This is a genomic window from Acrocarpospora corrugata (assembly GCF_009687845.1).
GTDB classification, from domain to species: Bacteria; Actinomycetota; Actinomycetes; order Streptosporangiales; family Streptosporangiaceae; genus Acrocarpospora; species Acrocarpospora corrugata.
The window spans coordinates 1-22,711 of record NZ_BLAD01000117.1; the positions used below are offsets into that span (position 1 = coordinate 1).

General features: G+C 70.0%; 16 protein-coding genes and 1 pseudogene. 6 read left to right on the forward strand and 11 right to left on the reverse strand.

The genetic code is table 11. The annotated features are described in order from the left end of the window. Positions 1 to 347 precede the first annotated feature (347 nt). The 5 genes from Acor_RS42880 to Acor_RS43830 all read right to left on the reverse strand — a co-directional run bounded on the left by Acor_RS42880 (position 348) and on the right by Acor_RS43830 (position 3,311). Positions 348 to 803, reverse strand: coding sequence for a DUF6069 family protein (locus Acor_RS42880; protein ID WP_174876259.1), 456 nt, complete (start codon positions 801 to 803; stop codon positions 348 to 350). Continuing rightward, complete coding sequence (locus tag Acor_RS42885; protein ID WP_174876260.1) at positions 800 to 1,096, reverse strand: hypothetical protein; 297 nt, start codon at positions 1,094 to 1,096, stop codon at positions 800 to 802. The genes Acor_RS42880 and Acor_RS42885 overlap by 4 nt, the downstream gene beginning before the upstream one ends. A gap of 5 nt (positions 1,097 to 1,101) precedes the next feature. Next, positions 1,102 to 2,100 (reverse strand): RNA polymerase subunit sigma-70, encoded by a 999-nt coding sequence (locus tag Acor_RS39225; RefSeq protein WP_155341841.1) that lies wholly within the window; start codon positions 2,098 to 2,100, stop codon positions 1,102 to 1,104. Between the two features lie 414 nt (positions 2,101 to 2,514). Then, positions 2,515 to 2,889, reverse strand: a complete 375-nt coding sequence (locus tag Acor_RS39230; protein ID WP_155341842.1) for a barstar family protein — start codon at positions 2,887 to 2,889, stop codon at positions 2,515 to 2,517. A gap of 8 nt (positions 2,890 to 2,897) precedes the next feature. Next, positions 2,898 to 3,311: a ribonuclease domain-containing protein gene (locus Acor_RS43830; protein WP_218034779.1), complete on the reverse strand. Its 414-nt coding sequence runs from the start codon at positions 3,309 to 3,311 to the stop codon at positions 2,898 to 2,900. Positions 3,312 to 3,537: 226 nt separating this feature from the next. Between Acor_RS43830 and Acor_RS39240 the strand changes: the two genes are divergently transcribed. After that, positions 3,538 to 4,500, forward strand: coding sequence for an NAD(P)H-dependent flavin oxidoreductase (locus Acor_RS39240; protein WP_155341843.1), 963 nt, complete (start codon positions 3,538 to 3,540; stop codon positions 4,498 to 4,500). A 66-nt stretch (positions 4,501 to 4,566) separates the two neighbouring features. Here the strand turns inward: Acor_RS39240 and Acor_RS39245 are convergent, their stop codons facing one another. From Acor_RS39245 to Acor_RS39270, 6 genes are all read right to left on the reverse strand, one after another. Next, positions 4,567 to 6,114, reverse strand: coding sequence for an MDR family MFS transporter (locus Acor_RS39245; protein ID WP_155341844.1), 1,548 nt, complete (start codon positions 6,112 to 6,114; stop codon positions 4,567 to 4,569). A 443-nt stretch (positions 6,115 to 6,557) separates the two neighbouring features. After that, entirely contained in the window at positions 6,558 to 8,000 is a 1,443-nt protein-coding gene (locus tag Acor_RS39250) for a non-reducing end alpha-L-arabinofuranosidase family hydrolase (RefSeq protein WP_218034784.1), read from the reverse strand. 23 nt (positions 8,001 to 8,023) lie between these two features. Next, entirely contained in the window at positions 8,024 to 10,729 is a 2,706-nt protein-coding gene (locus tag Acor_RS39255) for a beta-L-arabinofuranosidase domain-containing protein (protein ID WP_155341846.1), read from the reverse strand. 480 nt (positions 10,730 to 11,209) lie between these two features. Beyond that, positions 11,210 to 13,429 carry an esterase-like activity of phytase family protein gene (locus tag Acor_RS39260; RefSeq protein WP_218034780.1) on the reverse strand — a complete coding sequence of 740 codons (2,220 nt, stop codon included), beginning with the start codon at positions 13,427 to 13,429 and terminating at the stop codon, positions 11,210 to 11,212. A 196-nt stretch (positions 13,430 to 13,625) separates the two neighbouring features. Then, a complete protein-coding gene (locus Acor_RS39265) occupies positions 13,626 to 14,072 on the reverse strand; it encodes a nuclear transport factor 2 family protein (protein WP_155341847.1) in 447 nt (148 codons plus the stop codon). A 30-nt stretch (positions 14,073 to 14,102) separates the two neighbouring features. Continuing rightward, positions 14,103 to 14,783 (reverse strand): hemerythrin domain-containing protein, encoded by a 681-nt coding sequence (locus Acor_RS39270; RefSeq protein ID WP_170317329.1) that lies wholly within the window; start codon positions 14,781 to 14,783, stop codon positions 14,103 to 14,105. A gap of 124 nt (positions 14,784 to 14,907) precedes the next feature. Between Acor_RS39270 and Acor_RS39275 the strand changes: the two genes are divergently transcribed. The 5 genes and pseudogenes from Acor_RS39275 (at position 14,908) to Acor_RS39290 (ending at position 22,612) form a co-directional block, all read left to right on the forward strand. After that, the gene (locus tag Acor_RS39275; protein ID WP_155341849.1) at positions 14,908 to 18,294 is read left to right on the forward strand and encodes an ATP-binding protein; all 3,387 of its coding nucleotides are present in this window, start codon (positions 14,908 to 14,910) and stop codon (positions 18,292 to 18,294) included. Between the two features lie 120 nt (positions 18,295 to 18,414). Then, complete coding sequence (locus Acor_RS46010) at positions 18,415 to 20,211, forward strand: sensor histidine kinase (RefSeq protein ID WP_218034781.1); 1,797 nt, start codon at positions 18,415 to 18,417, stop codon at positions 20,209 to 20,211. Between the two features lie 323 nt (positions 20,212 to 20,534). After that, positions 20,535 to 20,849, forward strand: a pseudogene (locus tag Acor_RS46015) (FtsX-like permease family protein); the annotation flags it as partial. Positions 20,850 to 21,459: 610 nt separating this feature from the next. Further along, positions 21,460 to 22,200: an ABC transporter permease gene (locus tag Acor_RS45205; protein WP_170317328.1), complete on the forward strand. Its 741-nt coding sequence runs from the start codon at positions 21,460 to 21,462 to the stop codon at positions 22,198 to 22,200. A 184-nt stretch (positions 22,201 to 22,384) separates the two neighbouring features. Next, positions 22,385 to 22,612, forward strand: coding sequence for a hypothetical protein (locus Acor_RS39290; RefSeq protein ID WP_155341850.1), 228 nt, complete (start codon positions 22,385 to 22,387; stop codon positions 22,610 to 22,612). Positions 22,613 to 22,711 lie beyond the last annotated feature (99 nt).

A 22,711-nucleotide genomic window follows, 5' to 3' on the forward strand; every position in this document is an offset into this window, starting at 1 on the left:
AGCGCAAGAAGATCAAAAAGTGCGACCCTGGTCGAATGAATCACCATCAAGGCGGCTGTATTCTCGCCTTGGATGCAATGAGCTTTTTCCAGCCTCCCACGTCAAAAACAGCGCTCCCTGCACCGCCGGCTATGGCGTGGCAGTAGGTGTCAGGGCTCGGCTGCGAGCGCGTCCTGGCGCGGCTCGAGCCGGATGTTGACCCGAGAGAGGGTCGACATCCGGCTCAAGCCGCCGCGCAGGAGTCGAATCCACGTGGGAGGCGCGCGACGGCGGGGTCGGCCAGATTGCTCGCGACCGGAGTACCCGGTGCGCCCCCTGGCGCCGCGCGTTGTCCCGTTGCGGGCTCGTCAATCGGTCCGGGTGCGGAGGCTCCGCGCCAGGGTGGGGATCATCACCGCCGCAGGGACGAGGTGTAGCCCGATGAGGGCGGTGGTGGTGGCGGTGTTCGCCCCGGAGATGAGCGGCGGGACCAACGAGATCGCGGTCAGCGACACTGCCGTCCACACGAATCGCTCGGCGGGGCGAGCGCTCCAACGCAGCAGAGCGACGGCAATGACGATGCCCACGACCGAGAATAAGCCGGTCACGACGGCGAATCCGGGCAACGGGATCGTCTCGCCGCCATCGGGGATCTCGAAGTCGACGCCAACGGCCTGGGCAAGCCCAGCGGCGAGGGTATTGGCCACCATCGCCGCGAGCGTGGCGATGATGCCGGTGCCGGCGACCCTGCGGAGTCGGTGGGTGCGGCTGGTCCGGCCCGATGCCGGGCCTGCGACGACCCCGGCGTCATTCGTGCGGTTCATGTCGTTCCTCCATCATTCGGTAACTGGCGTACAGGGTGTGTTGACTGGCATGTGGGGGTTCTGGCCCTGGGCGTGACGATGCGCACCTTCGCCGTGCGACGGCCGGGGTTCCGCAGGGCGCGGACGCCGGTGCCGCGGAGCCAGAACCCGGCGTCGCGTCCGAGGACCGGCCCGGGCTCGCCGTCGCGCAGCTCCAGCTGCACCCGCCCGCGGGTGACGACGCAGAACGCGTCGCACCACTCCGCCGCGACCACCGCGACGCGCGCGCCACCGCGCAGCGCGAGCGTCCACACCGGGACTACTTCGTACCGTCGGCCGGCAGGCGCTCCGGCAGCCCGAGCCGCGGGAACTGGTCGTCGTGGAACGTGACGATCTCGGTGATCGCCCCGCCGGTGACGCGCAGGACGTCGATCGTCAGCGGCAGGTACGCGCCCTCCTCCTCCCGCAAGTGGTAGAAGGCGATGGCGGGCTGCCGGTTCACGGAGGTGAGGATGGCGCGCAGGCCCTTCATGTCCTCGAAGCCGCTCTCGATCCAGTCGTTCACCACTGCGTCGCGGCCGACGTACAGGCCCGGCGTGGGCGGCATCGAGCAGCGGACGTCGTCCCGCAGCAGTGCGGCGAGCCCGTCGACGTCCGTGGCCACGCTGGCGTCGGTATAGCGGCGCACCAGCTCGCGCGTCCCGGCATCCTCCTCGCCGCCGGTCCAGTCCTGCCGCTCGGCGGGCAGGTGCTCCCGCATGCCGGCGCGGGCCCGCTGCAGCGCGCTGTTCACGGAGTTGACGGAGTCCCCGAGGAGCTCCGCGACCTCCTTCGCCGGCCAGCCGAGCACGTCCCGCAGGATCAGCACGGCCCGCGGGCGCGGCGCGAGGTGCTGGACTGCGACCAGGTACGCCAGCTCGATCGTCTCCCGCGCGACGGCGACGCTCTCCGGCTCGTCCGCGTCGCCCGCGGGCAGCTCGTCGAGCAGCCGGTCCGGGTAGGGCTGCAGCCACAGCACCTCGCCGCCGGTCGCAGGCTCGGGGCGGCACTTGGCGAGCAGGTCCAGGCAGGCGTTGGTGGCGATCCGGTACAGCCAGGCCCGGAACGTCGACCGCCCCTCGAAGGTCTCCCGCCGCCGCCAGGCACGGAGGAACGTCTCCTGCACGGTGTCCTCGGCGTCCTCGAACGACCCGAGCATCCGGTAGCAGTGCACGTGCAACTCCCGCCGGTGCCGCTCCGCCAGCCCCGAGAACTTCGGCTCGTCGACCTCGCCCAGACCGTTCACGCCCAGCTCCTCCAGCCGCATGTCCGTACTCATCACGTCATCCTTCCGCCTCGTCGTGTCCCGTCGTAGATGTGACGGGTACGGGCGCGACAACTCATCACTGGGGTCGGTCGGCATGGCTGATCCAGTGACGGATCCGGTGGCGAAGCACGACGTCAGGGCCGATTCCAGCACTGGGCGCGGTCCTGTTCGGCGCCGGGGTTAGAGGATGCCGTTCTCCGCTGAGGCTTCGAGGCCGGCCTGGCTGCGTCGCCGCGCAGGATGGGGTGGGGCGGGGCGCAGGATGGGGCGGGGCGCAGGATGGGGTGGGGCCCGGGCGCAGGACCGGGACGGGCCCGGGCGCAGGACCGGGACGGGGGCGGGCGCAGGACCGGGACGGGGGCGGGCGCAGGGCGGAATGGGGCGGCGCGCGCGGCCCCGGCGCGATGAAGGGTGGCTGGTTCCTGATCAGGAGACCGCTTCGGCTGCCCGTCGGCGGAGCGGGGCTTCGTGGTCCGCGCTGGTGTACAGCGTCACGGTCAGCCCGGTCCGGGTGGCTTCCGCGAGGATGCCCAGTAGTGCGGCGAAATGTTCGGGAGGCTCTGCGCGGAGGAGATCCTCGGCGTGCTCCACGACAAGGGTGAGCTTCCCGGCACGGGTCACATCCCCGAGCGAGTCAGCGAACGCGTCCCAGTTGTGGCCGAAGTAGCTGGGAAAACGCAGAACCCGCGCAGCCTCCTCGAAGAAGGCGGCGCGGGTCCGGCAGGCGCGCCCCTCTATGACCGCCGGTGCCCGGCCGGTGGAGACTGTCAGCCATTGCGGCAGCGGACGTACGGCGGTCATCGGAGTCCCTAGAGCCGGTAGAAGTCGGTGTAGTGGTTCGGCGAGAACCAGGTCAGGCCGGTGCTGCGGTTGACGACGATCCGGTAGGCGTCACGCGCCGCCCCCCGCGCCCGGGAGTAGACGTCGTACTCGTAGTAGGTGGCGCCGCTGGGAAGCTGACCCTCGCGGTTGTAGAAGCGCCCGCCAGTGTAGTTGTACTTGCCGCCCGTCCAGGAGTACCAGCCGCTGGTGGTGGGGTAGCCCTTGGATTTCCAGGTCGCGTTGGCCGAACGCGCGTCGGAGCACCGGGAGATGGTGCAGGTGCTGTAGACCGACGCCTCGGCGGGGGTGATGCCGACCACGCCGGTCAGGGAGACGATGGCGGCGATGATGAGGGTGAGCCGTGTCGGCCACCAAGCTCGGGGGCGATGCGGGGTGTGCACGAAGCCTCCAGGGGAATGCGAGAGCACTGGACACCCATGATGATCACTGTTAATTCGTGTCAAGTGAAGAGAAAGATCGTCAAAGGGATGGTGAACACTTCGCGGTCGGAATACACCCACGACATGGCGGCACGTAGCCGCCGCCCTCGACTTCACGGCAACGGCACGCTGTCGCGATCGTGACAGCTGACGAGCGGATCGGCTGACGGGAGCGATGATGAGGCCCATGACGTTGTCGACGGCTTTCACGGAGTTGTTCGGGGTACGGCATCCGATCGCGCTGGCGCCGATGGGCGGCTCGGCCGGTGGCGCGCTGGCGGCGGCCGTCTCTCGCGGCGGCGGGCTCGGCATGCTGGGTGCCGGAAACGGGGATCGGGAGTGGCTGGACCGCGAACTGCCGATCGTCACTTCAAGCACCGACCAACCGTGGGGTGTCGGGTTCCTCACCTGGGCGACGGATGCCAGTGGGGTGGAGCACGCGCTGGAGTACAGCCCCCGGGCGGTCATGTTGTCCTTCGGCGACCCCAGTCCCTACGTGGAACCCATCCGCCGGGCGGGAGCGGTCCTGATCATTCAGGTCATTGAGCTGGAAGAGGCCAGGCAGGCCGTGGACCTGGGCGCCGACGTCATCGTGGCGCAGGGCACCGAAGCCGGTGGCCATGGAGCCCGGCGCGGACGGTCCACACTGCCGTTCGTACCCGTCGTGGTGGATCTCGTGGCCCCTGTCCCGGTCCTGGCGGCCGGCGGGATCGCCGATGGCCGCGGCGTGGCCGCCGCCCTGGCCTTGGGAGCCGCCGGAGCCCTGATCGGCACCCGTTTCCAGGCCACCGTCGAGGCCCTGGTCGACCCCGCGATCGCCAAGGCGATCGTCGAAGGCCGGGGAGAGGACACCGAGCGCAGCAGCGTGCTGGACATCGTCCGCGGCTCCCGCTGGCCGTCGAAGTACACCGCCCGCACCCTCGGCCACCCCTACCTCGACCGCTGGCACGGCCGCGAGGCCGAACTCGCAGCCGACCCCCAGGCCAGACTCGACTACCAGAACGACGTGGCGCGAGGCGCCGTACCCCCACTACCGATCTGGGCCGGCGAGTCCACCGACCTCATCACCGACCTGCCCTCCGCAGCCGACCTCGTCCCCACCCTGGCCACCCAAGCCGAAGACGCCCTGACCAGAGCCGGAAAACGCTGACCGGCACCCGCGCTCCCCGCGGGTGAAACCGCCACGGCGTCCTGCCCCGCCGCCGTCACGGCGGATTCAGAGATGATGTCCCGCGTGCCCATCGGTGTTCTCCGCCCGGGCCGGTAGGAGCAGGGCGGTGATGACCACGGCCACGGACAGTACTGCGCCGATCATGAAGGCGAGCCGCATGCCGTCGAGGTTGGCGAGCGCCTCGGTGGCGCCCTCGGCTATCAGGACATCGGCTCGCGCGGTCATCACGGTGATCACGAGTGCTGTGCCGATGGCCGCGGCGACCTGCTGGAGGGTGCTCAGGATCGAACTGCCGTGGGAGAACAGGTGCGAGGGAACCGCCCCGAGCCCGAGGGTGAACACCGGGGTGAAGGTCGCGGCCAGACTCACCATCAGCAGCGCGTGCAGACCCAGGAGCTGCCAGTACGGCATGGTCATCGTGACCTGGGTGAAGCCGGCGAGCGCGAGCGTGATCCCGATCGCGCCGGGAATGACCAGAACCCGGCCACCGAACCGGTCGAACAGCCGGCCGACCACCGGACCGAGCAGACCCATCGCCAGGCCGCCCGGCATCACCAGGAGCCCGGTCTCCAGGGCGTTGAGTCCGCGGATGCTCTGCAGATAGAGCGGCAGCAAGATCATCGAGCCGAGCATCGCCATGAAGGCCACCGACATCAGGATCAGCGCGACCGTGAAGGTACGCTGCCGAAGGGTCCGCAGGTCCATCAGCGGCACACCGCGCTTCTGCAACCACAGCTGGCGAAAGACGAAAACGGCGATGGCGACCAGACCGGCCGCCACGATCGCGGCGGCGGCACCGGTGCTGTCGATGCCGAACCGGCTCAGCCCGTAGACCAGGCCGCCGAAGCCGGCCGCGGCGGTCACCACACTGAACCAGTCGATGGTGCTGAACTTGGGTTCGCCAATGTTCTTCAGCTGCCTCAGACCACCCCACGTGATCAAGGCGGCGATGGGGAACACCACGGCGAACAGCAGGCGCCAGGACCCGAGCTGAAGGATCACGCCCGAGATCGCCGGGCCCATGGCGGGCGCGACCGAGATGGCCAGCGTGACGGTCCCCATCACCCGGCCCCGGTCTCCCTCGGGCACGACCTGCATCAGCGTCGTCATCAGCAGCGGCATCATCACAGCCGTCCCGGACGCCTGGATGATCCGGGCGGCCAGCAGCACCTCAAACGACGGCGCGACGGCGGCCAACGCGGTGCCGAGCAGGAACAGACCCATCGCCGTGGCGTAGGCCTGGCGGGTGGACACCCGCTGCAGGAACCACCCGGTGATCGGGATGACCGCCGCCATGGTCAGCATGAAGGCCGTCGACAGCCACTGCGCGGTCTGCCCGGTGATGTTCAGCGCCCCCATCAACTGCGGGATCGCATTGATCATGATCGTCTCGTTGAGGATGACCACGAACGTGGCGAGCACCAGCAGCCGGACCACGGCCGGAGTGCGACCTGGAACGGCGGTCTCGGACTTGGCAAGTGAGTCGAGCTGGTCGAGCTGTGGGCTGGACAAGGAACCTCGTTCGGGGTTGTCGGGCACAACGTGGTCAAGGCTGGCGTCGCAGCCCTCGGCGGCATGAGCAGTCGTAGTCATGCGACAAATACTGTCTGCCGCCACCGACAAAAAACTCATCGCCCGTCCCCAGCATTCCGGCAAGCGATGCGAGATGTCACCCGATTTCACCGGCGGCGGACGACATCCAGCTCGGCGAAGGACCACCCGTATGGTGCCATGACCTGGGCGAACAACCGAGCCGCCACGGCAGCGAGCACCACAAACCGGATGGTCGTCGATCTCGTGTGACACCGCAGCGGGCTGCGTCCCGATCAACCGGCCCGGGTCTTGCGGTGGGTGCCCAGCTCGACGTACGCCATATCACGATGAACGGAGACCTCACCGAACAAGTCGTCGCGGCCCCACATCACCCGTGGCGGGCTCGGCCTTTAAGCCGAGCCCGCCACGTCAGCTCCATCCGGTCCTGATCGAGCGGCGCGACAACGCTCACCCGTTTGGGCGTGAACGTCCAGGAACACCCTTTAGCGTTGCAGTGTCAGCACGCCGGGCCGGTAGGGCAGCAGGCCGTAGTCGCCGCCGCTGCTGGGGCTGCGTCCCTGGTAGAGCAGTTGCAGGTTGCAGGGGTTGATGGTCATGGTCTGGTCGGCGCTGGTGCGGATGAGCTCGCCGTGGCTGATGTCGTTGGTCCAGGTGGCGCCGCTGTTGGCCTTGCCGGCGAAGGGGTTGCTCTCGGTCGCGGCCTGCGGTGTCCATGAGCCGCCCAGGCTGGTGGCGGTGAAGGAGCGGAAGTAGCGGCCCTGTGAGCCGATCGCCTCGACGATCATGAGGTATCGGTTCTCGTTCTGGAGCTTGTAGACCTGGACGGCTTCGAACAGATTGTTCGTCGAGTCGCTCATGACCACCGTCGAGGTCGAGCCGAAACTGCCCGGGAAATTCCCGATGGGCATGCTGGCCCGGTAGATCTTGCCGTTGTCGCCGGCGAAGAACAGGTACATGTTCGTGCTGTCGCCGATGAGTGCCTGGTCGATGGGTCCTGTGCTGGAGCCGGTGATGCTTCCGGAGAAGAGCACCTGCTGCGCTGACCAGCCGTTGGCGTTGGTGGGGTCGCTGGAGGTCCGGTAGGAGAAAGCGGTCGAGCCCCACTGGTAGGCCAGCACCCAGATGTTCCTGGGGGCGAAGTAGAAGAGCGTGGGCGCGACGGTCGAGGAGGACATCGTGTTCTGGGTGGCCGAGGCCATGTCGGACCAGTTGGTGAAGAGGCTGAAGTTCATCGAGCCCCAGCTCGTTCCCGTGTTGTGCGTGGTGGCGTAGATCAGCTGCCTGCCGTTGTAGGGAACGGTGGTGAAGTCCTTGAGCGAGACCCATCCTGACTTCGGGGTGGCCAGCACGCCCGTCGAGGTCCACCGGTAGGTCGACGGAAGAGCACACGCACCGGTCGGCGTCGGCGTCGGCGTCGGGTTGGGCCCGCTGCCGACCTGGACGAGCTGCCACTGCTGGTTGCCGCCGCCATGGTCGTCGTACTGGACGATGTTGGCGCCGTCGGCGGTGGAGGCGCCCTGCACTTCCAGGGCCTTGTTGCTGTGCCGGGAGATGAAGCGCACGTAGCCGCCGCTGGAGTCGGCCAGCCGCCACTGCTGGTTGTTGCCGTTGCCGTCGGCCCACTGCACGATCGCGCCGCCGTTGGCGGTCGACCAGTTGTAGACGTCCAGGACCTTGCCGGAATGACGGGACTTGATCCGGTAGTAACCGCCGCCCGAGTCGACGAACTGCCACTGCTGCTGGTTGCCGTTGTTGCGAGTCCATTGGGTGATGCGCCCGCCGTCGGCGGTGGACAGGTTGTAGACGTCCAGGGCCTTGCCGCTGGTGCGGTTGACCAGGACGTACCAGGCGCTGGTGTCGACGGTCGCCGCGGACGCGGTCGAGGACGCGACGGTGAGCGCGGCGCATGTCAGCGCCGCGGGCAGGAGAATCGCCAGGACGCGTCTGATCACAGGAATCTCCACAAATTGCTGCTCGAACCGTTGTCGTCGGCCAGGACGACCTGCGCGCCCTGGGCCGTGCCGGCCAGGCCGAGCACCCGGCCGCCGTTGGCGCACTGGATGCGGAAGGCGGCGGGGGAGCCGTGACGGAGCCGCCAGCGGTGGTCGTTGGCGCCGTTGTCGGCCCACTGCACGACGCGGGACCCGGCGGCGGTGCCGGTGTTCTCCACGCCCAGCACCTTGGCGCTGCCGGAGTTGCGCAGCCGCAGGTAGCCGCCGGTGCCGACGACGGCAGTCCACAGATGGTCGGCGGTGCCGGTGTCGCCCCACTGCACGACCAGCGCGCCGTCGGCGGCGGACATGCCGGTGACGCCGAGCACCATGCCGGTGCCGACGTTCTGGATACGCCGCGCGCCGTTCGGCACGAACCGCCACTGATTGTCGGCGCTGCCGTTGTCCGGATCCTGTACGGCGAGGGCGCCGCCGGAGGTCGAGCCGTTCTGGATGCCGAGGAGCTTCGAGCTGTTGGCGTTGCGGATCTTGACCGAGCCGTCGCCGACGTCGGTGATCGTCCACCGGTGGTCGGCGGTGCCGTTGTCGGCCCACTGCATGACCCGGGCGTTGTCGGCCGTCGACATGTTCTCGACGCCCAGCACCTTGCCGCTGTGCGCGTTGCGGAACCGCAGCGCGTTGCCGTCCACGATCGGCGCCCAGTCGTGGTCGGCGGTGCCGTTGTCGGTCCACTGCACGGCCGGTCCGCCGTCGGCGGTGGACATGTTCTGGATGCCGAGCACCAGCCCGCTCGCGGCGTTCACCAGCCGGAAACTGGCCTCCTGGCCTCCGCCTTGTCCGGTGGCGTTCCAGTAGACGACGTAGTTGTGGTTGTGCGCGTCGAAGAACGGGCCCAGATTGACGGCCGCGCCATTGGCGGTGGCGGTGAACGCCAGTGCCGACGTGCTGGTCCGGCTGATCGACGAGGGGGTCAGCGCCGGCGCCGACGACAGGCCGGTGCCGCCGTAATTGCCGGAGAGCACGACCGGGCCGAAGACGGCGGCGGCGATGTTTGCGTTATCATTCGCGGCCTTCATGATCACGCGCATCGGCAGCCGTACGGTCACCGTGTCGCCCGAGGTCCAGGACCGGTTCAGTTCGGCGTAGGAACCCGGGGTGGTGCTCACCCCCTGCGGCACCCCGTTGACGCTGATCGTCGCGCCCTGCGTCCAGGCGGGGATCCGGATCCGCATCGGCCAGGTGCCGCCGGCATTGCCGGTGACCTGCAACGACGTGGTATCGCTTACCGGGTAGGAGGTCGTCTGGGTGACCGTGATGCCGCGCTGGCTCCAGTTCAGGGTCGAGGGCGCGAACAGGTTCACGAACAACGTCGTGCCGTTGTGGAAGTAGATCGAGTCCATCAGCTTCGTGTTGGTCTCGAGGCCGGTGCCCTGACAGCACCACATCGAGTTGTAGTCAGTGCTCCACGTTCCGCCGCCCCAGGCCGGGCCGACGCCCCGCCGCCCGCCGGGGTTGAGCGGGGTGAAGTAGGTGACGTGACCCCGGCTGTCGGCCGGGTTCTGCTGGCCGATCAGGTGGTTGATCAGGGCGTTCTCGTAGTAGTCGAAGTAGTCGGCCCGGGCCGGGGAGAGCATCCAGAGCTCCCGGGTCAGTTTCAGCATGTTGTAGGTGTTGCAGGCCTCACCGGTGTCCCTGGTCAGGTACGCGGCGATGGCGTTCGGCGCGCGGAAGTGCTCGGCCTGGCTGTTGCCGCCGATCACGTACGTGTGCGCGCTGGTCGTGACGGTCCAGGCGTTGGCGGCGATGTCCCGGTAGCGGGTCGTGCCGGTCGCCTTGTACTCGCGGGCCGCCCCGATCCACTTCGGCACCTGCGTATTGGCGTGCAGCCCGTTGAGCTGGTCCTGGCCCGAGGCCAGCGGATTGAAGACGGCCGCGTGGTCGAACCGCTGCGCGGTGGTGAGCCAGCGAGAGTCGCCGGTCAGCTGGTACAGGTCGGTCAGCACGGCGTTCATGCCGCCGAACTCGGTGCCGAGCATGGCCTGCATCTGGCTGGACGACAGCCGGCCCGTGCGGGTGTCCACCCACCCGGCCAGCGCGAGCAGCACCGTCCTGGCCTGCGTGCTGCCGATGTGCCGCCAGACGTCGAGCAGCCCGGCGAGGGTCTTGTGAATGCAGTAGTACGGCACGTTGCCGTTGCTGAGGGTACGGTTCTCGACCGCGGTGATGTCGGACTCCGGGAAACCGGACAGATACCCGTTCCCCGCCTGGCACTTGGCCAGCTCGGCGACCATGTAGTTGGCCTTGTCCCGGCAGGCCGTGTCCCCGAGTACGGCGTAAGCCTGCGCCCAAGCCGTCAGGAAATGCCCCTGCATATGCGACCGGAACGGGAAACTCGGCGCGTCCCACCCCCCATTGGGCGCGGCGCCTTTGGTTGACTGGCCGTGGTTGGCGCGGAAGACGTACAACAACCGGTCGACGTCGACGAACCGCAGATAGGACAGGGTGCGGTTCTGGTTGTCCAGCCAGCGGCCGGAGGTCAGCCGGACCTGACCGAGATCGAACTCGTACGCGGACACGCCGATGTCGGCGCGAACCCACGGAAGGGCGGCCTGCGCGGCGGACGTGCCGACCACCTGACCGGCGGCCGAGAACGCGACGGTCGCGCCCGCGGCCCGGAGGAGCTGGCGACGGCTCAGAGACATGGGGAACTCCACGAGGATGAGGGGTGACCGGCCGTGGTGGGCGCGGTGCCATCGTCGTTCCGCGACCCCGGCCGGGCCGGCTCACGCCGGGGCTCTCGATTGGCTTCCGGTGTTATCGCTAACATTTGGGATTCCGGATCTGCGCGGTCTCCTCTCTGGGTGTGTCGCGGAGTACATCCGACTGCCGATCCGGCGTCAATGAGCCGTGGCCCGCACCGGCCTCAGCATTGCTGTCGGCATATCTCCAGCCTGGACGTTAGCCCAGCAGGAGATCGCGTTACCCCGCCCGCGGAAGTGAAAGTTTCATAGAAGTTGCCAGGCGACAAGAATAAAGCTTCGCTCGAATGCCCGTAAGTTTCTGCGACGTGAGGCGAGCCTGACGTCCAGAACGCAAAAAGGGGGCCGCTGCCCGCGGCCCCCGGATGGTCACGCTCACCCCCGCCGGAGATCGCCCGGCGGGGGTGGCGCGTCAGGGATGCGTCAGTCGCGCAGGCCCGGCACGTCGATGACGATCACCTCGGTGTCGTCGGCGCGGCCCGGGATGCGCCCGTCGTTACCGGGGAAGTTGTTGTCGTTGGCCACCACGATCCGGTCGCCCGACAGCGGCAGCACCGATTCAACCGACTGCAGCGGGAAGGAGAACAGTTCCCCGACCCCGTACTCGCCCGGCCTGGCCGGCGTGGACACGCCCTTCGGGTCGGCGATCCGCAGCAGGTCCACGGCGGTGCGGCGGGGCAGCACGCCGCCCGGAGCCGCGGCGTCGAGGTCGGTCACGACCAGACGCTTGATCTGCGAGTTCGGGCCCATGTTGTTGTCCCGCTCGATCAGCAGCAGCCGCCGGCCGTCGAGCACCGACGCGTCGCCGACGAACAGCCCCGGGTCGGCGACCCGGAAGGACCAGGTGCGACCGGTGTAGGCGCCGGCCCGGACGTCGAACTCGTAGACCACGCGGCGACGCTGGTCGGGATCGTTGATCTTGGCGCCCTCCAGGATCGGGTACAGCGTCCAGCCGTCCTCGCTGGCGGCCATGGCCTCGAATCCCCGGCTGGCCGGCAGAGTGGGGCTTTCGCCCGGGGCCAGGTCGGCCGACTGGGGAGACTTCGTGCCGTCCGGCAGCGGGATCGGCGCCCGCAGCACCTTGCCGGTCCTGTCGGTGTTGACCAGGTACGGCCCGAACTCCTCACCGATCCACAGGTTGCCGTTCCCGTCCCAGGCCAGCGACTCGATGTCGAAGTCGGCCCCGGTCAGCAGCCGGTCAGGGGTGTTCTGGTTCACGATCGGGAACGGCACCTTACGGTCCGGGTCGCGGAAGCTGATGTGGCTCTTCACGTCGATCCGGCCGCTCTTGTAGTCCGGCTCGATGACGTACGCCCGCAGCAGGAAGTCGGCCGAGTTGTCCTTGGCCCCGAACCCGTTGTCCGGCATGGCGAGCAGACGGTTGGCGGACTTGGAGCCCCGGTTGACCGGGATCACCGCGGAGAAGCCCGGGATCGGCTGACCTGCGAACGGCGGGGTGATCCCGTTGACGGTGGTCGGCGGCAGCTGCTTCCCGGACACGGGGCCGGGCTGGTAGTCGGTCGCGGACAGCAACGCCCGGTCCCGCAACGACGCCTCATCCGGGATCCGGACGCTCAACTCGTACACCCGGGTGATCTGCGTCGCGCTGTTGTTGTCGTCGGAGATCAGGTAGAGCAGACGGGTGTCGTCCTCCAGCCGGTCGCCGAGCGCCATGCCCTCGATGTTGTCCAGCAACGGGTTCGGCTGGGGCTGCTTGGTGGTCGCCCCGGACGGCGGGCAGTCGACGAGGTCGGCCAGCAGCTTCTTGCCGAGCCAGGCGCGCGAGTCGGTCAGGGTGGCCAGCGAGGCGACGCCGGAGACGTCCGGCACGCCGGTGGCGGAGACCCGGTAGATCCGCACGGTGTTGCCCACGCCCGTGGTGAAGCCGCGCTCCATCGCCAGGAACTGGTCGTCGCCGAGCGCCACCAGTTCGACCAGCCCGAGGCCGGGATCGGTGCGGTAGGCGTACTGGGCGGCCGGAGTGTAGGTGCCGCCGGAAGTGCCCTCATACCGCAGGATGCGCTGCAGGCCGGAGCCCGCCGCGTCGCGGCCGTCAGCCGACAGCGGCCCTTCCATGCCGGCGAACAGCACCTTGCCGTCAGAGGTGGCGGTGAGCGACTCGAAGGTCTGGTTGACCTGCGCCTGGCCCGCCGGGGTGACCCGGAACCTGGCCGGCACGTCGAAGGAGGCGACCTGCCGGCCGTCGGAGAGCCGGAACCGCCGGATCGACGGCTCGGTCTCGGAGCTGGCCAGGACGGTCTTGCCGTGAGGCTCGATGATGAGCCCCTCGCCGTCGAAGTCGGCGCCGGTGTACGGAACGCCGTCCGGCCGCCGCAGCGTCGTCATGCCGACGACCTCGGCCGAGAAGGGCTTGTTCCCGGTGGTGAGGGCGACCTCGTACAGGCGGGCCGGTACGGTGCCGGTGTTGTCCGCGAGGGCCAGGGCGCGGTCATCGCGGAGCAGCGCGACAGCGGACAAGCCCCCGACGGGGGTGCCCTCGAACGTCGTCTTGTCCAGGCTGTCGGTGAACCCGCGCAGGGCCACGTCGGCCGAACAGGGGGCGCCGAGATCGGGTTGGGAATCGGGTGACGTCGCCGCGCCGGCTGCGGGGACGGTCACGGCGAACATGGCGATAACCGCCACGGCCGCGAGGGCAGGTGCGGGCCACCTTGTGCTGGGCACAAGTACCTCCGAAAATTCGTAGTGCGGGTGAAGCAACCGCTCCGAATGAGCGAAGTCCCCGCAGCCCGCCAACGCAGAACCAGACATCAAACGCATCATGAATATCTGTGATCCCATGCGGCTCAGGCCGGCTGTGAGCGCGCATCACCGCGGCGCGTCAGGACGCGAAACCGAGTTTGCGCAGCAGGTCCTGGTGGGCGAGCTGGCCGTAGTACTCGAGCATGTGGGCGATCCGGCCGTCGCGGAAGGTCACGCGGATGATGAGCCGGTTCTCGTAGCGGTCACCGTCGAAGAGTTCGGCGACCATGCGCTCCTCGATGATCGCGATGTCGGGGTCGTCCGTCTGGTGGAACAGCACGTCGTGCACCGTGATGCTCCGCGCGGCGGAGACCAGGCCGGTGAAGGCCGCGTGCAGCGCCTCATGGCCGGTGATGACGGCGGGCAGACCGGCGACCGGCAGGGCGGCCTCGTAGCTGGCGTCCTCGCACCAGTGGCCGATGAACGCGTCGATCTCGCGGGCGTACAGGAGGGTGCTGGAACGGTGCCACACGTCCTGGTTCCTGGCTCGGGCGGCGGCGAGGTCGGTGATGGTCTGTGCGGTCATGGTGAAACTCCTTCGGGTGATAGGGGTGAACTAGGCGATGACGCCGACGCCGCGCGGCGGCGTGGGGGTGCCGTGGACTCGGCGGGCGTATCGGCGGAACGCGCGGCGTCCCAGCGGGGGCAGCAGGTGGCGCAGCGGGGCGGGCAGCTTGCGCAGTTCGAGCTCGATCGCCTCGGGGTCGCCCTCGTAGAGCATCATTCCGAAGCCGAGGAACATCAGCCTTCTCGGGATCGAGGACATGCCCTGAACGGTGAACTCCTCCCACTCCTCGGGCGTGATGTGCCTGGCCATGATCGGCAGGAGGTGGGTCTCCTCGGCGTGCAAATGCTCGAACAGCGCCGTGCACAGGTCGGACAGGACGACGGCCAGGGCCTCCCCATCCGGTGCGGACGTGGTGCGCCGCCAGTCGCCGAGCGCCGCGTGCGCCTGGTCCAGCAGGGCCGCCACGCGTTCGTGCTGGCTCTGCATCACCTGGACCAGAGGGGCGAGCTCGGCGGGAACCCGTTCGAGCAGCGCCGCCCACAGCAGGTCGTCCTCGATGGTGTGATGGTGGTGCAGCAGCGACAGGAACAGGGTGGCGTGGTCGGCGACGATCGACGTCCGGCGCCGGTTTCCGCCCGGGACCGCGCGGATCGCCGCAGGGGACAGGCCCAGCTCGCGGCGGAAGCTGGAGTGCGCCACCCGCATCATCCGTACATCGGTGAGCGTCATGACTCTCTTCCTTTCGGACTCGCTTGGACGGGCACAGCCTGCCCTGCCGTACTTGGAAGTCATCCGGTCCGGACTTGGACGTACCCGCACTGACAAGCGGGGGAGCGCCCGTTAACGTGGCCGGGTGCGTTATCAGGTGCTGGGCCCGGTCGAGGTTCGCGACGTCGAGGACGGAAGCGGTCCCGCGCAACTCGGCGGCCAGAAGCAGCGCGCGCTGCTGGCCCTGCTGCTCGCCGCCGGCGGCAGGATCGTCTCGATCTCCCGTCTCGTCGACGAACTGTGGGGCGAGGACCCGCCGCCGAAGGTGCTGAGCTCGGTGCAGGCCTACATCTCTAATCTCCGGCGGGTCCTCGAACCGGACCGGCCGGCGCGGGCACCTGCCCGGATCCTGCTCACCCGTCCGCCCGGGTACGCCCTCGTGGCCGACTCCGTGGACGCCGTCACGTTCGAGCGGCTGGCCGGCGAGGCGCAGCAGAGCCTCGCGACCGACCCCGCCCACGCCCGGGATCTGCTGCGGACCGCCGAGGGGCTCTGGCGCGGCGAGCCGTATGAGGACGTCGCCTCCCTCGCCCCCGGGCTGACGGCCGAGGCGGGCAGGCTCACCGAACTGTGGCTGCTCGCGACCGAGGATCGATTCCGGGCCGAGCTCGCCCTCGGGGTGCACGCGCGGCTGGTGGGCGAGATCGAGCACCTGGTCGCCGCGCATCCGCTTCGCGAGACGGCCTGGGGACTGCTCGCGGTCGCCCTCTACCGGTCTCAGCGCCAGGGCGAGGCACTCGACGCGCTGCGGCGGGCCCGGCAGGTGCTGGCCGACGAACTCGGCGCCGATCCGGGCCCGGAGCTGAGGCGGCTCGAAGCGGCCGTACTGAACCAGGAACCGTCGCTGGACCCGATGCCCGCCCCCGGGAAGGCGCCCGGATACGGCGCCGTGCTGGTTTCCAGGCCACCGGCCGCGGCGGCCGGGCTGGTCGGCCGGGACGACTGGCTGGCGCGCCTGACCGGGTATCTCGTCGACACCTCCGCCGGGCGGGGAACGCTGGTGCTGGTGACCGGCGAACCGGGCATCGGCAAGACCGGGCTGGCCCGCGCGCTGACCGCGACCGCCACCGCGATGGGCCTGCACACCGGATGGGGACGCTGCGAGGAAGCCGCGGGCGCGCCGGCCCTGTGGCCGTGGTCGCAGGCGCTGGCGCCGCTGGTGACCGCGTCCGGCACGACCGCGCGGCTGCCCGCGCTGGCCGCCCTGCTGCCCGGCCGGGACGGCACGGCCGCGGCGGCCGACCTCGACACGGCGGCCTTCCGGCTGGCCGAGGCCACGGCCGCCCTGCTGCGCGAGACCGGTCCGGCCCTGCTCGTCCTCGACGACCTGCACTGGGCCGACGGCGACACGCTCCACCTGGTCCGGCGGCTCGGCGCGATGCTGGCCGGACTGCCGGTCGTGCTGCTGATCACCAGCCGCGACGCCGAGGCCGACCGCACCCCCGAACTGGCGGAGGCACTGGCCGACCTGGCCCGCGCCGACCTCGTCCGGGTGGGTCTGCGCGGCCTGGACCAGGCGGGTGTACGCGACTACGTGGCGCTCCGGCACGGCGTCGAGATCCCCGACGAGGTGGCGGCGGCACTACGGGAACGCACCAACGGCAACCCCTTCTTCATCGGGGAACTGGTCCAGCTGCTGGCCGACGAGCGGCGTCTCACCGACCCTGGCGCCGCCGCCGCGCTGCGGGTCCCGGACGGTGTACGCGACGTCGTACGACGGCGGATCTCGCAGCTGCCCGACGACGTCGAACCACTGCTGTCGACGGCCGCCGCGTACGGGCGGACGTTCGACCTCGACCTGGTCGAGTCGGCGTCGGGGCTGACCGGAGAATCCGCGATGACCGCCACCGAAGCCGCCCTCCTCGCCGGCCTGATCGTGGAGGACGGCCCCGGCCACCGCTTCACCCATGCTTTGGTCCGGGAAGCGATCTACGTACGGCTCCCGCCCGGCCGCCGCCGTCAACTGCACGCGGCGCTCGCCAAGGAGATCGAGGAACGATCCGGCCGGGTACGCGAGACACGCTTCACCGAACTGGCCCACCACTACGCGCGGGCCGGAACCGACCACGCCCGCGCCGCCTGGACCTACGCGACCCGGGCCTCGGCGATGGCCGCCCGGCAACCCGCCCCCGCCGAAGCCGCACGCCTCCAGGAAGCCGCGCTGTCGGCCGTTTCCCGCGACCGCACCGCCACGGCCACCGACCGCTACGAGGTCCTCCTCGGCCTCGCGCTCGCCCGCAAACGCGCCGGCTACGAGCGACAGGCCTGGGAGGCTACCCGCGAGGCGGCCGAGGTCGCCCTCGCGGGCGGCGACGTCGTGTCGGCGGCCCGCGCGGCCGTCACGACCACCACCGACGCGATCTGGAGCTGGCGCGAGTACCAGGTGGTGGACGCCGCCGCCGTCGCGCTGTTCGAGCGGCTGGTCCGGGATCTCCCCGCCGGATATGAGGCGATGCGGGCACGGCTGCTGGCCGCCCTCGCGGGAGAGATCTACTACGGCCAGGACACCGCCGACCGTGCCGTGGCCCTGTCCACCGAGGCCGAAGCCCTCGCCCGGACCCACGGAAGCCGCGCGGACCTGGCCCGGGTGCTCGAACTCCGCCATGTCGCGTACGAGCGCCCGCAGCTGCTGACCGAGCGGCTGGCCGCGGCCCGCGAACTGGTCGACCTGGCCGAGTCCGCCGACGACCCCGCCGCCGTCGCCCGCGCGCTGGTCTTCCGTGGCCGCGACCACCTCGAACACGGCGACGTCGGCGAGGGCCTGCGCGACTACCGGGCCGCCAGAGACCTGGCCGAGCGGCACGCGCTCGCTCCCGCGCTCGTCGTCCTCACCTGGGCCGACGCGATCGTGGCCGTCGCCAGAGGCCGGTTCGCCGAGGCGGAGCAGGCGATCGCCACGGCACACGAGTTCCACTCCGGCACGACCGTTCCCGGGGCCGCAGAGATCCCGATCGTCCTGGCGGCGACGCTGAACCTGGCCCGGGGCACGCTACCGGCGATCGAGCCACTGCTGGCCGAGGCCGCCGCCGTCACCGATCTTCCCCTGCTCCGCGACTGGCACGCCCTCGCGCTGCTGCGCGCGGACCGGACCGAGCAGGCGCGGACCGCGCTCGGCCCCTGGCGGCAGCAACCGGAGGTGCCACGCAACTACATGTGGCTGACCCACATGGCGATCCGGGCCGAACTCTGGTCCGCGCTCGCGTCCCCGGACGCCGCCCACGACCTGCTCACCGACCTGGCCCCGTACGCGGACCGGATCGTGATCGGGGGAACGGGAATCGCGTTCGCGGGCTTCGCCGGACATCACGTGGGCCTGCTGGCCAGGGCGTGCGGCGATCTGGACGGCGCGGCCGACCACCTGGGGACGGCTCTCCGGCGCAACGAGGAGGCCGGCTTCCCGCCTTTCGCCGCAGCCAGCGCCCGCGAACTGGCCGCCACCCGCCTGCCTGGCCAATGGCAACGCCTTCGGTGACAGGACTGTCACCGAATTCCTGGTCAGCGGCTGGCCTACGACGCACTCTGCGGCTGATCGCGCGAACCGGGCGCTCCCGTAACGTCCCCTAGGCTGGCCTCGGTCAGGGGTGGGGGGAGTGTGTTGTCGCAGGCGCCGTTGCCGCGACTGGCGCGGGGGATCGTCGTCGCGGTGCTCGCCGCGTTCACGGCCGTCTATCTCCTCGCGGGGTCGCTTCTGGCGATCGTGGCGTTCGGGCTCCAGTTCGTCTACGTGTTCCGCTCCCTGCGGCGGTTCAGGCGGCCGTGGCTGCTGGCCGTACAGGCGGTGGTCTGCTACACGGCCACGGTCGGCTTCGGGACCTCCGTCGGACTCCTCGGTTTCCTGGGCGGGTCGCTGCTGCTGACCCCGGCCCGGCCGCTGGCCCCGCTGGTGGCGGTCAGCGCCGCCGTCATCGGCCCGGCGGACCCGGCGATCAGCATGGTGCTCATCGCGCTGCTGATCTACGGTCTCACCCGGCTCACCGAGCGGGTGGAGGAGGCGCACGCCGCCCGGCTGGCCCTGGCGATGGCGGCCGCGGCCGAGGAGCGGCTGCGGATCGCCGCCGAGCTGAGCGACGGCATCGGCAGGGGGCTCGCGGCGATCGTCGGCGGTGTCCGGCTTGCCATGGACCGGCCGGAACGTACGGCCGAGGTGCTCGGTGAGGTCGTCGGCACCGCCCGCCGCTCCCTGGCCGACACCAGGAACGCCGCCGCGGGCTACCGGGCCACGTCCCTGGCGCCCGAGGTGACGACCGCCCGCGCGATGCTCACGGCGGCGGGAATCAAGGCGGAGGTGAGGGTAGGGCATAGCGAACCGCTCGGACCCGCGGGCGCACTGCTCGCGGCCGTGCTGCGGGAGGCGGTGACCGAGGCCTTACGGCAGAACACGGCCAAGACGTGTGTGATCGAGACCACCGCGGCGGACGGCACGGTACGGCTGCGCGTCATCCACGACGGCGCCCGTACCGCCGAGGACAAGAACCTGGCCGACCTGGTCCGGCAGGTCGGCCAGGCGGGTGGCAGCCTTTCCACGAGCCTGTCCGCCGAGGGCCGGCTGACCGTCGACGCCGTACTCCCCGGCACCCACGGGCCGGTGCAGGCCATCGACCCCGGCGCCTACCGGTTGTCCCTCGCCCTGCTGGCCGCCGTGCTGGCCGGGTTCTCGGCCAAGGCGCTGCTGCTGGTCCCCGCGAGCCTGGCGGTGCCGGCGGCGGCCTGTCTCGTCGTGATCGTCGTCACGCAGATCCGTTCGATCAACGGGCGTCACCTGCCCTCGCTCGTGCTGATGGCGCTGCTCACCTACCTGCCGATTCCCGTGTTCGGCCGGGCCTGGCTGGGCATAGCCGGATTCCTCGCCGGTCCGGTCCTGCTCGCGTTCCCGTGGGCGGTGGCCTGGCCGCTGGTCGGGTGCGTGGCTAGAAGCACACGAATCACAGTGGTATGTCTATCAGTGTCCGGATCGGGACGAGGTCATGGCGTACGCGTGATCGCCTCCCTGGCCGGTGCCGCGCTTGGTCAGCAGGGTAGAAACCATGACAGACGTAGTGCGCTTGGACGCGGTGAGCAAGGTGTACGGGAAGGGCCAGAGCGCGGTCGCGGCCCTGCGCGAGGTATCGGTGGGCATCCCACGCGGGAGTTTCACCGCGATCATGGGCCCTTCGTGGTCGGGCAAGAGCACGTTCCTGCACTGCGAGGAGAAGAGCAAGACCAAGGCCAAGCCGCTGTCCGAGCGGGCCTGGGTCTCCGAGTCGCTGGCCGATCGGTTGCGCCAGGTCCCCGGCGTCTCGCGGGTGGTCACCGAGGTGACCTTCGCCGCCTACGTCGCGGGCCGACGGTTCGACGGGCACGGCTGGGAATCGGCGGCGCTCACCCCGTTCACGTTGCGCTCGGGACGTGAGCCGAGAGCGGCGGACGAGATGGTCGTGGAGGCCGCGTCAGGATTCTCCGCGGGCGCGCGGGTGCCCGTACTGACGGCGGCGGGGACCAAGATCTATCTGGTGACCGGCGTCACCTCGCAGAACCTGCCCAGCCAGGACACGTTGTTCTTCGCCAGAGGCCCGGCGCCTCGCCGACCGGCCGGGGCAGGTCAGCGCGATCGGCGCCTTCCCCAGGGCGGACGTGTCCGCGGCGCTGAAGGACGCGGCAGGTGAGGTCACGGCGTTCGCCCACACGGGGGACGAACGCGGCACCGTGGAATTCCTGGACGCCGAGCAGTCCCGGGTGAAGCTGATCAGCCTCGGCGGCGCCATCGGCGGGACCTCCCTGCTGGCGGCGATCCTCGTCGTCGTCGGCACGTTCGCGCTGTCCATCCAGCAGCGCCAGCGGGAGATCGCCCTGCTCAGAGCCGTCGCGGCCACTCCACGCCAGATACGCGCGATGCTCGGCGGCGAGGCTGTGCTGATCAGCCTGGTGGCCGGAGCCCTCGGCTCGGCCGGCGGCGTCGGTTTGGGAGTCTGGTTGCGGTCCAGGTTCGTCGCGCTGGGCGCGATGCCGGAGAACCTGCAGCTGGTGGTGAGCCCGTTTCCCATGCTCGCCGCACTGCTGACCACCATGGTGGCGGCGTGGGCGGCGGCTCGCCGCGCTATGCGGATCCGCCCGGTGGAGGCGCTCGGCGAGGCGGAGCTGGCGACCGGGCGCATGCCCGCCGGCAGGGTGGTCGGCGGTCTGCTGTGCGCCGGGGGCGGCGTCGCGTTGACGCTGGTGCTGTCGGCCTTGTCGACCGAGGCGGCCTCCGGCCCGGTCACCATGCTCACCGCGCTGGTGTGGACGGTCGCCGTGGCGCTGCTCGGCCCGGTGATCGCCCGTACGGCGACGGCCCTGCTCGGGGTGCCGCTCCGCGCGTTCCGGGTGAGCGGATATCTGGCTACCGCCAACTTGCGGGCCGGGTCCAATCGGCTGGCCTCGGTCATCACGCCGCTCAGCTTGATGGTGGCGCTGACCTGCACGATCCTGTTCGTACAGACCACCATGGGGCACGCAGCCCAGGAGCAGGCGACGGCGGGCACCCGGGCAGAGCACATCCTCGGCCCACACGTCCCTTCCAGCACGACGGCAGCCGTGCGCGAGGTCCCGGGCGTCGAGGCGGTCACCGAAGTGCTGCGCACCTCGGTGCGAGTGGGCCTGGACAAGTACGGCGCGCAGGGCCGTGACCGCCGACTGGCTCAGCAGGACCATGGACCTGGGTGTGGTCGCGGGGGAGCTCGACGATCTCGACGACGACTCCGTCGCGGTCAGCCGGACGGCGGCCGAGCGGCTCGGCGACTCAGTGGGCGCGAAGATCCGCCTGACACTCGGCGACGGTACTCCCGCCGAACTCCGCGTCATCGCGCTCTACACCCGCGGGCTGGGATTCGGCGAACTCACCCTCTCCCACGCGCTGGTGGCCGGGCACGTGGACGACCCGCTCGGGACCGTCCTGGTGGCCGCCCCTTCGGTGACCCGGGCGGACCTGGAACGGGCCGTGCCGGGCGTCAGCGTACTGGACCGGGCCCAGGCCGCCGAGGCGGTCACGGCCAACGCCGAGGTGAATTACGTGGCGATGGGGCTGATCATCGCGTTCGCCGCCATCGCCGTGGTCAACACTCTGGCCATGTCCACGTCGGCGAGGTCGCGGGAGCTCGCGCTGCTACGTCTGATCGGCACCACGCGGCGGCAGACGCTACGGATGCTCAGACTGGAGACCCTGATCGCGGTCGCGATCGCGGTGATCATCGGGACGGCGATCGCGCTGGTCACCCTGTCGGCGTTCAGCACTGGGATGACCGGTTCGGCCGTGCCATACATCCCGCCCCTCACCTACCTCGCGGTGATCTCCGCCGCGACCGTCCTCGCCCTGGTCGCCACGGCGCTGCCCGGTCGGCTCGCCCTCAGCCGGCAGCTTGGGTGAGTCCGGACGCGGGACGTGAATGGACCGATTCCGGCCAAGACTTACGCGCCTATTTGGTGCGATCGGACGCCATCAGTCCCGAACTCATTACAGCGACAAACCGCACACGAGAAGACTGGTATATCGGTACTATACCGAAGGGCGTTATTTAAACTGCGGAGGAATTTTCACGTCCGGGAGACGCATGGCCACGCAGGAGGAGATCAACGCGGCTCGGCGGAAGATCCCGCGATTGAGCGCTCAGCACAGCGACGATGTGCGGAAGCTGCTCCAGCTCATCGACGGCGGAGCCATCAAGGGGAAAGCCGCCAACTCCCTCACTCGCGACTTGGAGGGGTTCGACGCGGGTCTGAAGAGCGTCTTCCGCCGGGCTCCGGCTCTCGTCGACGAGGCTCGTCCTGACAAAGTTTGACGAGGAGGGTGCATGGACCTTCGGGGCAATCGTTGACGCCGGCGCGATCTCTGATATCAACGAAGCCAAGACGCATGACGCGAACGTAAAAAGCTCTTC